The organism is Microbacterium sp. GQ128 (assembly GCF_059758615.1).
Window position 1 is genome coordinate 450,688 of record NZ_JCAXDY010000003.1, and the last position, 14,721, is coordinate 465,408.

Here is a 14,721-nt window from a genome sequence, read left to right on the forward strand (position 1 = left end):
TGGCGGAGGGCGCGGGGATCAGCAAGTAGCCTAGTTGAGCCATGAACCCTCCCTCTCGCATCCGTCGCCTCGCCGGCGTCGGCAGCCGCTTCCTCGTCGTCGGCGCTCTGAGCACCCTCATCGAGGTCGGCGTCTTCAATCTGCTGGTCTTCGCGTGGGGATGGGATGTCGTCGCCGCGAAGATCGTCGCCTCGCTCGTCGCGCTGGTCAACGCGTACATCGGGAACCGCGAGTGGACGTTCCGCCATCGCGACCGCCGCGGACGGGTCTCCGAGGTCACCCTGTTCCTCGTCACCAACGCCGTGTGCACGGCCATCGGCGCTTTCCTCGTCTGGGTGGGCGTCGAGGCGGTCGCCGCGGTCCTCGGCCGGGAGCCCGGAGCGGTCGCCGTCAACGTCGTGAACCTGACGAGCATCGTCATCGTGGTCCTGCTGCGCTTCGTGCTCTATCACGGCATCGTCTTCCGGGTGGCGCCGACCAAGTAGTACGGCTCGGTCGGGGCGGATCAGACTCGAGCGGTTTCGCGCTTCTTGGCGCTCTTCGCCTTCTTGGCCCGCTTGGCCTTCCGACGATCCGTCGACGTCTCGCCGTCCAGGTCGTGCGTCGACCCGTAGGTGTACGAGCCGTAGCCGTAGCTGTCCGGGCCCTTGGTCGGCAGCATCGTGACGACCACGCCGAGCATCTGCACGCCGGCGTTCTCGAGTGCGCGCAGTGCCCCGGACAGCTCCTGCTTCTTCGTCTTGCCGGAGGCTGCGGCGAGGATGACGCCGCGGGTCTTGCTTCCCACTACGGCCGCATCGGTCACCAGCAGCAGCGGCGGCGCGTCGATGAGCACGTAGTCGAAGTAGTCGCCGAGCGATTTGAGCACCTGATCCATCGCGGCCGAGCCCAGCAGCTCGCTCGGGTTCGGCGGCACCTGCCCGCTCGGCAGGGCGTACAGGTCGGTGGTGCCCCACTTCTGCAGCGCGTCGGCCACGTCCACGCGTCCGATGAGCACGTCGGTGAGTCCGACGCCGCCCTCGATGCCGAGGTAGTCGGCCACGCGGGGCAGTCGCAGGTCGCCGTCGACCAGGGCCACACGGGCACCCGTCTCGGCGAGAGCGATGGCGAGGTTGGCGGTCGTCGTCGACTTGCCCTCACCGGGGCCTGCACTGGAGACGACGAAGATGCGGGGGCCGGCGTCGAGGTTGAGGAACTGCAGGTTCGTGCGCAGGCTGCGGAACGACTCGGCGCGCGGGCTGCGCGGATCGGCGTGCACGATGAGCGGGCGCTTGGTGGCATCCGGGTCGTACGCGATGCCGCCGAGGACGGGGCGATCGGTGACTGCCTCGATGTCGTGGAGCGTGTGGATGCGGTTGTCGAGCACGGTGCGGAGCATCGCGATGCCGAGACCGAGAGCCAGGCCGATGATGCCGCCGAGGATGATCAGCAGGCGCACGTTGGGGCTCGTCGGGGTGGAGGAGGCGATGGCGGGCTCGGTCACGGTGATGCGCACCGGGCTGACGGCGTCTTCGGTCGCGGGCTGCTCGAGCGTCTTCTGCACCGCGTCCTGGAAGCTCACGGCGACGGCGTTGGCGATGGCCGCGGCCTGCTCGGGGTCGCCGTCGGTCACGCTGACGTCGATCAGGACGGTGTTGAGCGGGGTCGTCGCCGTGACGCGGCTGCTGAGGCCCGAGACCGAGTCGTCGAGGCCGAGTTCTTCGATGACGGGTTCGAGCACGAGCGCGGTGCCGACGACGTCGACGTAGCTGGTGACCATCTGCCGTGCGAAGGTCGTGCCCTGCACGAGGTCACCGGTGGCGGCGCCTTCGGTGCGGACCGAGACGTACAGCTGCGTCGATGCGACGTACTTCGGCTGCTGCAGCGCGGCATAGCCGGCACCGCCGGCGAGGCCGAGGACCATCAGGACGAGGATCAGGATCCAGTTTCTGTGCAGCACACGCACGTAGTCGCGAAGTTCCACGCGGCAGATTCCCCCTGATGCAGTGCGACCTCTGCCGATCAAGGCGGGCCGTGAAAACGGTATCCCAGTATTCTTCCACAGCGGCGGTGGGACGACCGGCGCTGCGCGTGTTCAGTGCGTCGCCGGCGCGGCGGTGCCGTAGGTCGTGCTCGCGGCGGCTGTGATCGGAGCCTTCGTCAGCACCGTGCCGAGCACTCTCGCGCCGACCGACTCGATGCTCTTGGCCGCATCGGCGAGCCGGTTGGCCTGCGACGATCCGGCGGCGGCGATCAGGAGGGCTCCGGTCGTCACGCGGGCGATCACCGCGGCATCCGTCACGAGCAGCAGCGGCGGGGCATCGATGATGACGACGTCGAAGGCCTCGGTGAGCGTCTCGATCAGGCCCTCCATCGCGGGGGAGCCGAGCAGCTCGGCCGGGTTCGGCGGCACGGTGCCGGCCGGGAGGACGAACAGGGCGCTGCGGCCCCAGCGCTGGATGACGTCGTTGAGCTGCACGCGGCCGGCCAGCACATCGCTGAGTCCGATGCCGCCCTCGATGCCGAAGTACTCGGCCACGCGGGGGAGGCGGAGGTCGCCGTCGAGCAGGGCCACGCGCTGACCCGCGTCGGCGAAGGCGAGCGCCAGGTTCGCGGCGGTGGTCGACTTGCCCTCACCCGGACCGGAGCTCGTCACGACGAAGACGCCCTGGTTGCCGGAGAAGAAGAAGCGCACGTTGGTGCGGAGGCTGCGGTAGGCCTCGGCGCGGAGCCCGTGCGGTGCGGTGCTCATGGCGAGGGGGTGCTCACCGGTGTCGGGGTCCAGCGGGATCTGTCCGAGCACCGGCACCGGCACGGCCGCCTCGACGTCGGCCGCGACGCGCACCCGGCGGTCGAGCGTCGCGCGCAGGAGCGCGATGCCGACGCCGACCGCGAGCCCGAGCAGAGCGCCGATCGTGAGAGACAGGGAGAGGTTCGGCGCGACGGGCTGCGTCGGCACCTGGGCCGGTTCGAGGGTGACGATCCGGATGCTGAACGCGGCGGTCTGCTCGCGCTCTTCGAGAGTGCCGGTGACGACGGTGGCGAAGCTCTCCGCGACGGCGTTCGCGATGCGCGCGGCCTGCCCCGGGTTGCGGTCGCTGACGCTGATCGTGATGATCGCGCTGTTGAGCGGTGCCGACGCGCTGATGCCGGAGGGTGCCGAGGAGAGGCCGAGGTCTTCGACGACGGGGTCGAGCACGAGCGAGCTCGTGATGATCGAGCGGTAGGTCTCCACAGCCTGCTTCGCGTAGCCGGTGGCGAGCGCGCGTTCCGCGGGGGTGGCGGTGTCGGCGACCTGCACGGCCACCATGACCTCGGTCGAAGCCTGGTAGCGGGGAGGGGTGAGCATCGCGACCAGCGCGCCGGTGGAGAGTCCGATGAGAATGCTCGCGACGATCACGACGATCTGGCGACGGAACACCCGAAGGTAGTCATGGATGTCCATAGCTCTCCAGCATGGTCGGGTGCGATCGGCGGTATCGTCTTCCGAGACTACCCATTCCTATGAAGGCGACATGACTCACCTCGACGAGCTCTTCCCCGACGGGCCCCGCGCCGGCGACGCAGGGACGGCGGTGCTGGACGACCATCACACCGCTCGCCGGTTGCGGGAGATGATCGGGGAGCCGAGGCAGAGTGGTGCATCGGCGACATCGGACGCGGACGCCCGAGCACTCGCTGACATGGTCGAGGCCGCCGCCCGCACCGCCGTTCCGGTAGGTGCAGGATCCGATGAGTCGTCCCGTCCGAAGAAGCGCCCGAGGCGATCGATCGACGCCGTCACGCTGGCGGCAGCCTCCCTCGCCGTCGTGGCCCTCGCGGTCGCCGGCACCGTCGGCGGCATCCAGATGGCGACGGCCAGCCCGGCCGCGAGTGCCGTGGAGTCGTTGGAGGCTGACGAGGCCGCCCTCCTGAACGCTCACCAGTCGTTGAAGACCGCGGGGGACCGCCTCGTCGCCGACATCGATGCGCAGACGGCGGAGGCTGCGCAGCTCCGCAGCGCGCTCACCGGGACGAGTACCGCCGCCGATCCGGCCGGCGAACTCGAGGATGCGCCGCTTGCGGTCACCGACGCGGCCGCCCTCGCCACGGCGCTCGCGGCCGTCGATGCGTACGCCTCGGGGTTGGCGGGGATCACCATCCCTTCGTTGCCTGCCGACTATGTGCGCGACGATATCGACGAGGACTCGCTCGTGGAGGTCGGCGGCGCGATCGACGACGTCCAGGAGCGTTTGGTCGCGATGGACGCTGCGACCGCCGAGGCACGGGCGGTCCGCGAGCGGCTCGATGCGCTTCGCCCCACGGCCGACGCGGCGGTCGATGCCTACGCCGCATCGTTCGTCGCCGCGGCGGATGCGGCGATCGCCCGCTACCCGGACGCTGAGGAATCGTTGCGCACGGCCGTGTCCGACGCCGCGACGCGTGTCGCTGCCGCGGATCTGTGGGCGGCGGAGGGTCGTTCCGCGCTGGCGGCGTACCGGGACGCGTTCGTCGCGTTGGCTGCGGACCAGCTGCGGTTCGAGATCGAGCGCGAGCAGCGTGAGCAAGAGAATCAGTGGCAGCCCCAGCAACAGCAGCAGCAGGGTGACGGGAACCAGACGCCGCCCACGGATGGGAGCACCGACCCGGGGACCGGTGTCACTCCGCCGGTGACGGGCCCTGGCGACGGCGAGACTGATCCCGGCACCGACCCGCCGGCGGACGGTGAAGGAACGCCATAACGGACGGACCTGCTCATTCGCTGTGAGAACATATCTCCAGGAGAGTGAATAAGTCTGAGGGGGCTCCACACGTGAATCCGGATGGGTCGATCGACGCGTCTACTGGCAATATTCCAATATTGTCGGAAGTGTCCGTGAAGCAGCGGCGACGCCGGATGCTGGCTGCGGTGGTCGATGGGCTCGCCTGGACTTTCGGCGTCGTCCTGGCGATCGCGCTCCGTTTCGAGTTCATGATGGACGCCCAGGGCTGGATCTCGACGATCGTGCTCGCGCTCTCGGCCGGTGTCATCCAGATGGCCGTGGGTTTCGCGACAGCCCTCTACCGTGGACGATTCACCTACGGTTCCTTCGACGAGGTCCGCGCGGTGGCGTTGATCGTCGTGGTCGAAGCAGTGCTGCTGTCCCTGATCGTGATCCCGATCGGGCCGGTCGTCGGCATCCCGCGCGGAACGCTGCTGCTCGCGTTCCCGTTCGTGCTGCTGCTCATGTTCGGCGTGCGGTACGTGGCACGTCTGGCCATCGAGCGTGCGCGCAAGCCCGGTGCGGATGCCGAGGCGGCACTGATCATCGGTGCCGGATTCCTCGGGGACAAGCTGCTCGCGAACGTCACGACCGACCCGTCCTCGCCCATCCGGCCGGTCGGTCTGCTGGACGACGATCCGGCCAAGCGCAACCTCCGTCTGCGGGGCGTTCCAGTGCTCGGCACCACGCGCGACATCGCGTCGGTCGCGCGGAGCACCGGCGCGAAGCTGGCCGTCATCGCGATTCCGAGCGCCGACAGTGCGTTGCTGCGTGCGTTGAGCGACCTTGCCGAGAGCGCCGGTCTGCGGGTCGCGGTCACCCCCACTCTGGCGACGCTCGCGTCGGGGGAGCAGTCGGTCACCGACGTGCGTGACATCAGCATCGAGGACCTGATCGGGCGTCACCCCGTCGACACGAACGTCGAGCTGATCGCCGGATACATCACCGGTCGACGCGTGCTGGTGACCGGCGCCGGCGGCTCCATCGGTTCGGAGCTGTGCCGACAGCTTGCGAAGTACGGGCCGAGCGAGCTGATCATGGTGGACCGCGACGAGACCGGACTCCAGGTGGCTCAGCTCGGGACGCTCGGACACGGGCTGCTCGACTCTCGTGACGTCGTCCTCGCGGACATCCGTGAAGAGCAGAATCTTCTCGACATCTTCGTCGACCGTCGCCCCGAGGTCGTGTTCCATGCCGCCGCTCTGAAGCACCTGCCGATGCTCGAGCAGTATCCGGACGAGGCGTGGAAGACGAACGTGCTCGGCACGCTCAACGTGATCAACGCCGCCCGTTCGGTCGGCGTCGACACCTTCGTCAACATCTCGACCGACAAGGCAGCCAACCCGACGAGCGTGCTCGGGCATTCCAAGCGCGTCGCCGAGAAGCTCACTGCCTGGGCAGGCGCCGAGACCGGGATGCGGTACCTGTCGGTGCGGTTCGGCAATGTGATCGGCAGCCGCGGGTCGATGCTGCCGACGTTCCAGCGACTCATCGCGGAGGGCCGGCCGATCACGGTCACCCACCCCGAGGCGACGCGTTACTTCATGACGATCCCCGAAGCGTGCCAGCTGGTCGTGCAGGCGGGCGGCATCGGTCGGGCGGGCGAGGTGCTGATCCTCGACATGGGCAAGCCGGTGTCGATCCTCGAGGTCGCGAAGCGCATGATCGCGATGTCGGGCAAGAGCGTCGAGATCGTTTTCACCGGGCTCCGTCGCGGCGAGAAGCTGCACGAAGAGCTCGTGGGATCGCGCGAGAACCTGGAGCGGCCCTTCCACCCGAAGGTGTCGCACACGAAGGCCGACATCATCACGCCCGAGCGGCTCAACAAGGCGGGATGGCTGGACCGGATGTACGCGAGCCCGCGGAACAACGACACGGTGGCGATCGAGCCGATCCGTATGCAGAAGGGCGCTGACGCGTGAGCGAACGCATCTACATGTCTTCCCCCGATGTCGGGGAGGCGGAGGAGCAGGCGGTCGTCGCGGCGATGCGTTCCGGATGGATCGCGCCCCTCGGCCCCGACGTCGACGCCTTCGAGCGCGAGCTCGCCGAGCGAGTCGGAGTCGCTCATGCGGTGGCGCTGAGCTCGGGAACCGCGGCTCTGCACCTCGCACTCCTCACGCTCGGCGTGAAGCCGGGCGACGTGGTACTCACCTCGTCGATGACCTTCGCGGCGACGGCCAACGCCATCGTGTACACGGGGGCCGAGCCGTATTTCATCGACGCCGACCCCGCGACCGGGAACATCGATGGGGCGTTGCTTCGTGAGGCGCTCGTCGAGTTGCGTGACGCCGGCGAGACCGTGTCGGCGATCGTTCCGGTCGACCTGCTCGGCAAGGCCATCGACTACACCGAGATCCTCGCGATCGCCGACGAGTTCGGTGTGCCGGTCGTGGCGGACGCCGCGGAATCGCTGGGGGCCACGCACGCCGGCCGTGCAGCAGGCAGCTTCGGGCGAGCGTCCATCGTGTCGTTCAACGGCAACAAGATCATGACCACCTCCGGCGGTGGAATGCTGCTCACCGACGACGCCGAGTTCGCGCAGCAGGTGCGCTACCTGGCCACGCAGGCCCGACAGCCGGTGGTGCACTACGAGCACACCGACATCGGCTACAACTACCGGATGAGCAACCTGCTGGCGGCGCTCGGTCGCGCACAGCTCGCCCGCCTCGACGCGATGATCGCGCGGCGCCGGGAGATGCGTGAGCTGTACAAGCAGCTCTTCGCCGACGTCGACGGCGTGGAGGTCTTCGGGGCTGAGGGAGACGAGGCGGACAACGTCTGGCTGACGTCGATCCTGGTCGACTCGTCGATCACGGGCTGGGAGCCGTCGGAGCTCGCCGCAGCGCTCGCCGCCGACGACATCGAGAGCCGTCCGCTGTGGAAGCCGATGCATGCGCAGCCGATCTTCGAGGGCGCGCGCAGCAAGACGAGCGGTGCGTCCGAGAGCCTGTTCGCACGGGGCCTGACTCTGCCGAGCGGGTCGGCTCTGACCGAGGCGCAGCGCGAGCGCGTGGTCACCGCGATCCGTGGCTTCCTGAACCGATGAGTGCGCGCATCCGTCCCTACGACGTGGTGAAGCGGGGGCTCGACGCGGCCGCCGCTGCAGTGGGACTCGTCGTGCTCAGTCCCATTCTCCTCGTAACGTATATCGTCGTCACGTTGACACTGGGCCATCCGGCTGTTTTCAGACAGCAGCGCCCCGGTCGACACGGCGTCCCATTCACCCTGCTCAAGTTTCGATCGATGCGGTCCATCGACGCCGCTCGTGGACGTGTATCGAACGAACAGCGGATGACGAGATTCGGGCGAGTGCTGCGGGCGACCAGCATCGATGAGCTCCCGAGCCTGTGGAACATTTTCCTCGGAGACATGAGCTTCGTCGGTCCTCGACCGCTTCGCCTGGCGTACCTCGACCGGTATTCGGCGGAGCAGCAACGCCGCCATTCGATGCGGCCCGGACTCACCGGGCTTGCGCAAGTGAGCGGTCGCAACGCGCTGACCTGGGATGACAGGTTGCGGTTGGACCAGGAGTATGTGGAGCGGCGAAGCCTCCTGCTCGACGCGCGGATCCTGTTCCTCACGGCCAAGACCGTCGTCACCCCTCGCGGTGTCGCGGCGGAGGGCCAGGCCACGATGAGCGAGTTCTTCGGTCCGGAATCGACGAGCAAGCTCTCGCTCGTGCCGCTTGCCGAGGAGCATCTCGCGACGCGGGTTGGCTGGCTGAACGACGACCGCGTCAGGGCGGGCATCTCGATCGATTTCACGGCGGACATCGCCTCAACGGTGCAGTGGTTCGCATCGGCGAAGTCCGCTTCGGACCGCTGGGACTGGGTGGGTGTCACTCCCGAGGGAGTCCCTGTCTCGATGTGCGGTCTGCGGCGTGTGGAAGAAAGCACCGCGTCGCTGTACATCTACGTCGACCCCGATCGACACAAGAACGGCTTCGGACGAGACACTATGAGCGTCCTCATCGCCAACGGCAGACGTCTTGGTTTCGACGTGCTCGAACTCGAGACACCGACCGACAACGATCCGGCGCGTCGCCTATATGAGAGCCTCGGTTTCTCGATCGTGGGGATGCGCCAGGACGGCAAGAAGCTTCGCCTCACCAAAGACATCACGACAGGGCATGCGAATGGATGACGGCCAGACGTTCCGGATCGTCATCGGATCTGCGGGGCGCCGAATCTACCTTCACGACTGGTTCGAAAAGGCGCTCTCGCGCACAGGGGTGTCGGGCGAGGTGCACGTCACAGACGCCGATGCGCGCTCAGCGGCATACTCGCACGCGGCGCACCGACACCTGATGCCGGCATACGCATCTGACGGGTATTTTCCCGAAATGGTGAACCTGATCGAGGGCATACGTCCGGCGCTGCTGTTCTCGGTCAATGACTACGAGATCGAAGCACTCGCGACCTCCGGGCTCGGGCAGCGGATCAGAGAGTTCGGCACGGAGGTGCTCGGCGTTCCCGGCGAACGGCACCATCTCGTGCACGACAAATTCCTCATGTCCCGCGCTTTGACAGAGGAGGGGATCGCGACGCCCCCTACGGTTCTGCTCACGGATCGCGACGGACTGGCAGACCTCGCCCGCTCCGCTCCGAGGATCATCATCAAGGACCGCTTTGGCAGCGGCTCCTCGGGGCTCATCAACGTTGCCGCGGACGACCTGTCCCTCGCCGTGGGGTGGGCGACGAGATCCGGTGGTCCCGGACCCGACAGTCTCATCGCACAGCCGGCGCTCGAAGGTGTCGAGTTCGGTCTCGACATCGTCGCTCCTTTGAGGGTGGGCGCGCATCCGGTCGCCGTTCTCGCGAGGCGAAAGGTGCGGATGCGATCGGGCGAGACCGACCAGGCAATTTCGGCGGACGCGACCCCTTTCTCGGCGCTCGGCGAGCGCCTGACCACCTGGCTCGGCCAGCGGGGCAGTGTGGATGTCGACGTCATCGTGTCCGACGACGGTGTACCGAGCGTGATCGACATCAATCCACGTTTCGGCGGCGGGTATCCCTTCAACCATCTGGCAGGTGCTGACTTGCCTGCGCTCTTCGTCGCCCAACTCAACGGCGGGTACGGGACAGATCTGGATGAATACCTCCGGTACGACGTGGGCGTCGCATCGAGCAAGTACGAGGCGATTGTAGGAGCAGCCGAATGACACCCGAAGACCGCAGCGCTGAGAGCGATCGGCACATCTGGCTGGTCAATCATCACGCCCTCGTGCCATCGAAGGACGGCGGATCAGGACGCCACCTGAACATGGCGCGTTACCTCCCCGCGCACGGATGGAGCGCGTCGCTGATTGTGGCGAGCACGATCCATGCACGCGGCGCGCAGGCGATGCCCGGAAAGAAGCTGCGCCAGATCACCATGGAGGACGGAGTCCCTGTCCTCTGGGTGCGTGCCAGCGCGTACGGCCGCAGCATGGCGCGCCGATTCATCGGGATGTTCGTCTTCACCGCCGTCGCTCTGCTGCCGGGCATGACGCGTGGGCTTCGCAGACCCGATGCGGTCATGGGGAGCACGGTCCATCTACTAGCGGCGTGGGTCGGCTATTGCCTCGCTAAGCGCAACCGAGTGCCGTTCGTGTACGAAATTCGTGATGTGTGGCCCGATGCGCTCGTCCACCTCGGCAAACTCGCGCCGAACGGGATACCCGCGCGTTTCATGCGCCGTCTGTCGGTCAAGCTGGCGAGGGTTGCGGACATGGTCGTCTCGCCGTTGCCGCACGTGGACCGCTATCTCGAGGAGAACGGCATCGATCCGGCGAAGTTCTGCTGGGTGTCGAACGGATTCGACGACTCGACAGTTGTCGAACTCCCCGAAGCCAACGAATCGCCGTTCACCTTCATGTACCTCGGCGCTCACGGCAACGCCAACGCTCTCGACGGGGTGATGGAAGCGTTCGACCGCTTCTGCTCCGCGCATCCCGAGGTCGACGCCCGCCTCCGGTTCGTCGGGAACGGGCCTCTCAAACCGCAGCTCCAGGCCTTCGCGACGACCCTTTCGAGTTCCTCGCGGATCGCTTTCGAGGATCGAATTCCGCAGAGTGACGTGATCGCTCGAGCGAGGGAGGCGGACTGTCTGGTCGCGAGCCTCCACGACAGTCCGGTCTATAACTACGGGATCAGCCCGAACAAGCTCTTCACCTACTTGAACGCCGCCCGTCCGGTGATCTTCGCGAGCAGCGCCCCGAACAACCCGATCAGGGAAGCAGGATCGGGTCTGACCGTGCCCGGTGACGATCGCCCGGCGCTCGCCGAGGCGATGTTCGAGATGTACAGCATGCCGCTTGCGAGCCGCGCTGCGTTGGCTCGCAAGGGTCACGAATACGTAAACGCCACATATACACACGAGGTGCTGACTGCGCGTCTCGCGTCCGCGCTCGATTCTCTGACAACGGCGCCGGACGAGACCGATTCAAACCGCCGACATCGGCGGTCGGTCGTTCATGTCAGTTCTGTGCACCCATCGACGGACAACCGCATCCACTACCGTGAGTGCGCGAGCCTCGTCGAGGCAGGCTACGAGGTCACCCTTATCGCTGTGAAGAGCGCTATCAAAGGTCCGCCCTCGGGCGTCACGGTGATCACCATCCCGCGGCGTCGGCGTATCGCCCGGATGCTGCTGTCGAGCCTGCAGGCCGTCACACTGGCGATTCGTACTCGCGCTGCGGTGGTGCACCTGCATGACCCTGAACTGATCCCGTATATCCCTGTGCTTCGGTTGCTCCGGCGCACCGTCGTGTACGACGCGCACGAGGATCTTCCGATACAGGTGATGACCAAGTCTTATCTCTCGCCCGCTCGGGCAAAGGTCGTCAGCTGGTTCGCGACAGGGCTCGTGCAGGTCGTGCGCGTCGCCGACGTCTGCGTTGCCGCGACCGAGACGATCGCGGCGCATCTTCCGACCGACAAGGTCGTCGTCGTGCACAACTATCCTCCGCTGAGGGAGAGCGAGTCGTCGGCCGACGAGGTGGACATCAACGAGCGCGCCCAGACCGCAGTGTATGTCGGGGGCATCGCGGGCCGGCGCGGCTCGGACACGATGATCGGCGCCTTCGGAGAGCCCGAGGCACCCGGAGAGTGGCGACTGAACCTCGCCGGGTCTCTATCGGAGACACACCTGAGCTCGCTCCGGGCCATGCCGGGTTGGGGACAGGTCGACTTCGTGGGCCAGGTCGGCCCCGAGGAAGCACGCGACATCATTCTCTCGAGTCGCGTCGGCCTCGTTCTTTTCGCCGACACGGAGGCTCACAGGGACGCGCTGCCCACGAAGATGTTCGAGTACTTCGCCGCGGGGGTTCCGGTCATCGCTTCGGACTTCCCGTTGTGGCGGACAATCGTGGCCGAGCACGAATGCGGCCTCCTCGTCGATCCGTCGTCACCCGCTGAGGTCGCGGCAGCGCTGGCTGAGTACGCCCGAAACCCCGAAATGCTCTCGGCGCACTCTCGCAACGCGCGACGGCTGGCCGTCGAGCAACTAAATTGGCAGGCCGAAGGCAAGCGGCTGGTCGACTCCTATGAACGGTTCCGCTGGAGATGAGAAGTTCGTGTTCCGACGGTTGAGTGCACTCCTGCAATCCGGAGTGTCCCGGATTCTGACCGGAACCCTCATCGGTCAGGGGACCCTGCTCGCGGTCTCGCCGTTGTTGACTCGTCTCTACGACGTCTCTGATTTCGGGGCGCTCGCTGCTTTCACGGCATTGGCGACGGTCGCGGGAGGAGTCATCAGTCTGAGCTGGGAACGCGCGATCGTCATCCCACGCGCGGAGCTGAGCGCCCGTGCCCTCGCGTTCCTCACCCTCGCCAGCACGGTGGCCATGAGTGCGCTCTTGGCTGTCGTCATGTGGTTCGGCGGCCCCTGGCTGGACACGTTGCTCCAGACGGCGGGGATCTTTTCCGCATACTGGTGGCTGCTCCCACTGACGACCTTGGCGATGGGGGCGTATTCCGCGCTGTCATCGACGCTCGTCCGCGACGCCGCCTACGGCCGCCTCGCCGTGCGTAACGGCATCCAGGGTACGTCTCAGGCGCTGTCCAGCGTGCTTCTCGGGCTTCTCGCAGTGGGCCCGCTCGGGTTGCTGTCGAGCATTTTCGTGGGGCGGGTGGCGAGCTCGGTCGGGATGGTGGGAACTCGAGGGGAGCGCCAGCCACGGCCGTCCCTGTTGCGCGTGCGTGTCGTCGCTCGCCGCTACCGCCGTTTTCCGCTCGTCGTGACATGGTCTCGGGTGCTCAATATCCTCGGGCTACAGCTCCCGCCTCTGATCGTCATCGCGATGTACGGATCGATCGAGGCCGGTCTCTATGCGCTAACCATCCGCGTTCTGGCCACGCCGATCGGCATGGTCGTCGATGCCGTGAGCCAGTACTTCGAAGGCACGTTCGCGACGCGGCGGCGGGAGCGCTCGGGACGCCTCTCCGCCCTGCTACTTCGAATCTCCACGCGTCTGCTGGCCGTGGCAGTGATCCCGGCGATCGTCGTGGCGGTCTTCGGTCCGGTACTGTTCGGTTTCGTCTTCGGCGCGGAGTGGTCGGTGGCAGGTCAGTACGCCCAGATCACGGTGCTCTTCTATCTCGCGCAGTTCGTCGTCGCGCCGATCTCGCGTGCGCTTCTCGTGCTCGAGCGGCAGTATCTTCAGCTTGCCTGGGATGTAAGTCGAACCGTCCTGATCTGTGCTGCCGTGCTTCTCCCCGGGTTGTTGGGCTTCGGCTTGGAGGCGGCTCTCATCGTGCTGACTGTCGTGCAGGTCACAATGTATGCCGTTCTGTTCTTGCTCTGTCTCTTCGCATCCCGCCACGCTGAGGCGGAATGGGTATGAGTACTGGCGAGGTGAGCCGACCGACGATGACCTGGCGCGCGGTCGCCGTGGGCGCTCTAGACCTGGTCGGACACCCGATCGGCGAAGAGGGCTACGAACTGCTGGTGCTGCCCATCAGCACCGGCGCACCTGCATATCTCTGGGGCGAAGGCGCAGCCACCTGGCGAAGCATGGTGGAGCAGCCCGCAGCTGACGAGACACTCGACGAGCGCACCAGCGAGGTCGTACGTCAGCTGGAGCAAATGGGACTCGCCACGGCATCGCTTGACGTCGCCAGAGACGCGATCGAGCTAGCGCACCCGTGGCTGCAGTCGCCGCAACACGAGCTGGTCTATGCGTTGCTCGCCGAGGTGGCGAGAGAGAGCGCGATCGACATCGTCTTCATCAAGGGACCGGCGTTGCACGCTCAGGGGCTGCGGGAGCGAGAGCACTCGGGTGACGTGGACTGCTGGGTTCGCCCCGGGGATGAGGTGCGACTCGCCGAGGCGATGGTCGACTGGGGATGGACACCGCTCTACTCCGCTTTTCTCGGGACGGGTGTGCCGCACTCGCTCACCCTTCAGCCGGCGGAGTGGGGGTGCGCCATTGATGTCCACTCGCGTTTCCCCGGGATGGCGATCAGTCCCGAAACGGCGTTCGAGTACGTGCAGGCACGTTCCGAACCCCGGACGTACGCCGGTGTGCGGGTGCGGACCCCCTCCAGATCCGAGCACGCCGTGATGACCGCCCTGCACGAGCTTCGTCCGACCCACGGACGTCAGCCAAGCCCGATGCAGATCGCGAACGCTCGCCACGCGCTGGAAGCGGCTGGCCCTGAGACGATCCGCTCCGCGAATGACCTCGGAGCGGGATACGTACTTCGAGAGGTGCTCCGTGAGATCTACGGCGAGTCGAGCACCGACGGACTTGCGACGCCACGACCCGATGACTGGGCATGGCGATCTGCTTCCGGCCCACGCCGCTACGTGAAAGCCTTCCTGACGGTTCCGTGGCGCCATCGAGCCCGTGTGCTCGTGCGGCTCATCTGGCCTTCGAACGTGATGATGCTGTCGGTCGAGGGCGCGACGGAGGCGCCCGCCCGACAGCTCGTTGTCGCCCGTGTCCGCCGGTTCTCCCGGGCCATACGGGTTCTCCTGGGGCGGAAATAGGGGTTATGCAGCTTCAGATGATTGG

General features: G+C 66.8%; 11 protein-coding genes. 9 read left to right on the forward strand and 2 right to left on the reverse strand.

Annotated features, from left to right (window positions below; translation table 11 throughout):
* Positions 1-41 precede the first annotated feature (41 nt).
* The gene (locus AC6CHX_RS12295) at positions 42-485 is read left to right on the forward strand and encodes a GtrA family protein (RefSeq protein WP_136042850.1); all 444 of its coding nucleotides are present in this window, start codon (positions 42-44) and stop codon (positions 483-485) included.
* A gap of 20 nt (positions 486-505) precedes the next feature.
* Here AC6CHX_RS12295 and AC6CHX_RS12300 read toward each other — a convergent pair whose 3' ends face one another.
* Together AC6CHX_RS12300 and AC6CHX_RS12305 are read right to left on the reverse strand one after the other, a co-directional pair.
* Positions 506-1,963, reverse strand: coding sequence for a tyrosine-protein kinase domain-containing protein (locus AC6CHX_RS12300; RefSeq protein WP_498273049.1), 1,458 nt, complete (start codon positions 1,961-1,963; stop codon positions 506-508).
* 111 nt (positions 1,964-2,074) lie between these two features.
* Entirely contained in the window at positions 2,075-3,424 is a 1,350-nt protein-coding gene (locus AC6CHX_RS12305) for a tyrosine-protein kinase domain-containing protein (RefSeq protein WP_498273050.1), read from the reverse strand.
* 70 nt (positions 3,425-3,494) lie between these two features.
* On the opposite strand from AC6CHX_RS12305, the gene AC6CHX_RS12310 reads away from it, so the two are divergent.
* The 8 genes from AC6CHX_RS12310 (at position 3,495) to AC6CHX_RS12345 (ending at position 14,696) form a co-directional block, all read left to right on the forward strand.
* Positions 3,495-4,700: a hypothetical protein gene (locus tag AC6CHX_RS12310; RefSeq protein WP_498273051.1), complete on the forward strand. Its 1,206-nt coding sequence runs from the start codon at positions 3,495-3,497 to the stop codon at positions 4,698-4,700.
* A gap of 128 nt (positions 4,701-4,828) precedes the next feature.
* The gene (locus tag AC6CHX_RS12315) at positions 4,829-6,643 is read left to right on the forward strand and encodes a polysaccharide biosynthesis protein (protein ID WP_498273052.1); all 1,815 of its coding nucleotides are present in this window, start codon (positions 4,829-4,831) and stop codon (positions 6,641-6,643) included.
* Complete coding sequence (locus AC6CHX_RS12320; protein ID WP_498273053.1) at positions 6,640-7,770, forward strand: DegT/DnrJ/EryC1/StrS family aminotransferase; 1,131 nt, start codon at positions 6,640-6,642, stop codon at positions 7,768-7,770. The genes AC6CHX_RS12315 and AC6CHX_RS12320 overlap by 4 nt, the downstream gene beginning before the upstream one ends.
* A complete protein-coding gene (locus AC6CHX_RS12325; protein ID WP_498273054.1) occupies positions 7,767-8,867 on the forward strand; it encodes a GNAT family N-acetyltransferase in 1,101 nt (366 codons plus the stop codon). The genes AC6CHX_RS12320 and AC6CHX_RS12325 overlap by 4 nt, the downstream gene beginning before the upstream one ends.
* A complete protein-coding gene (locus tag AC6CHX_RS12330; protein WP_498273208.1) occupies positions 8,860-9,885 on the forward strand; it encodes an ATP-grasp domain-containing protein in 1,026 nt (341 codons plus the stop codon). The genes AC6CHX_RS12325 and AC6CHX_RS12330 overlap by 8 nt, the downstream gene beginning before the upstream one ends.
* The gene (locus tag AC6CHX_RS12335; protein WP_498273055.1) at positions 9,882-12,272 is read left to right on the forward strand and encodes a glycosyltransferase family 4 protein; all 2,391 of its coding nucleotides are present in this window, start codon (positions 9,882-9,884) and stop codon (positions 12,270-12,272) included. The genes AC6CHX_RS12330 and AC6CHX_RS12335 overlap by 4 nt, the downstream gene beginning before the upstream one ends.
* Positions 12,250-13,548 (forward strand): lipopolysaccharide biosynthesis protein, encoded by a 1,299-nt coding sequence (locus tag AC6CHX_RS12340; protein ID WP_498273056.1) that lies wholly within the window; start codon positions 12,250-12,252, stop codon positions 13,546-13,548. The genes AC6CHX_RS12335 and AC6CHX_RS12340 overlap by 23 nt, the downstream gene beginning before the upstream one ends.
* Positions 13,545-14,696: a nucleotidyltransferase family protein gene (locus tag AC6CHX_RS12345; protein WP_498273057.1), complete on the forward strand. Its 1,152-nt coding sequence runs from the start codon at positions 13,545-13,547 to the stop codon at positions 14,694-14,696. Before AC6CHX_RS12340 ends, AC6CHX_RS12345 begins: the two co-directional genes overlap by 4 nt.
* The last annotated feature ends 25 nt before the right edge of the window (positions 14,697-14,721 follow it).

What these genes read in the sequence shown, in the direction of transcription:
- AC6CHX_RS12340 (WP_498273056.1), top strand. Translation starts at nt 12,250, where the DNA reads ATGAACGGTTCCGCTGGAGATGAGAAGTTCGTGTTCCGACGGTTGAGT.
- AC6CHX_RS12305 (WP_498273050.1), bottom strand. Translation starts at nt 3,424, where the DNA reads ATGGACATCCATGACTACCTTCGGGTGTTCCGTCGCCAGATCGTCGTG.
- AC6CHX_RS12345 (WP_498273057.1), top strand. Translation starts at nt 13,545, where the DNA reads ATGAGTACTGGCGAGGTGAGCCGACCGACGATGACCTGGCGCGCGGTC.
- AC6CHX_RS12295 (WP_136042850.1), top strand. Translation starts at nt 42, where the DNA reads ATGAACCCTCCCTCTCGCATCCGTCGCCTCGCCGGCGTCGGCAGCCGC.
- AC6CHX_RS12330 (WP_498273208.1), top strand. Translation starts at nt 8,860, where the DNA reads ATGGATGACGGCCAGACGTTCCGGATCGTCATCGGATCTGCGGGGCGC.
- AC6CHX_RS12335 (WP_498273055.1), top strand. Translation starts at nt 9,882, where the DNA reads ATGACACCCGAAGACCGCAGCGCTGAGAGCGATCGGCACATCTGGCTG.
- AC6CHX_RS12325 (WP_498273054.1), top strand. Translation starts at nt 7,767, where the DNA reads ATGAGTGCGCGCATCCGTCCCTACGACGTGGTGAAGCGGGGGCTCGAC.
- AC6CHX_RS12310 (WP_498273051.1), top strand. Translation starts at nt 3,495, where the DNA reads ATGACTCACCTCGACGAGCTCTTCCCCGACGGGCCCCGCGCCGGCGAC.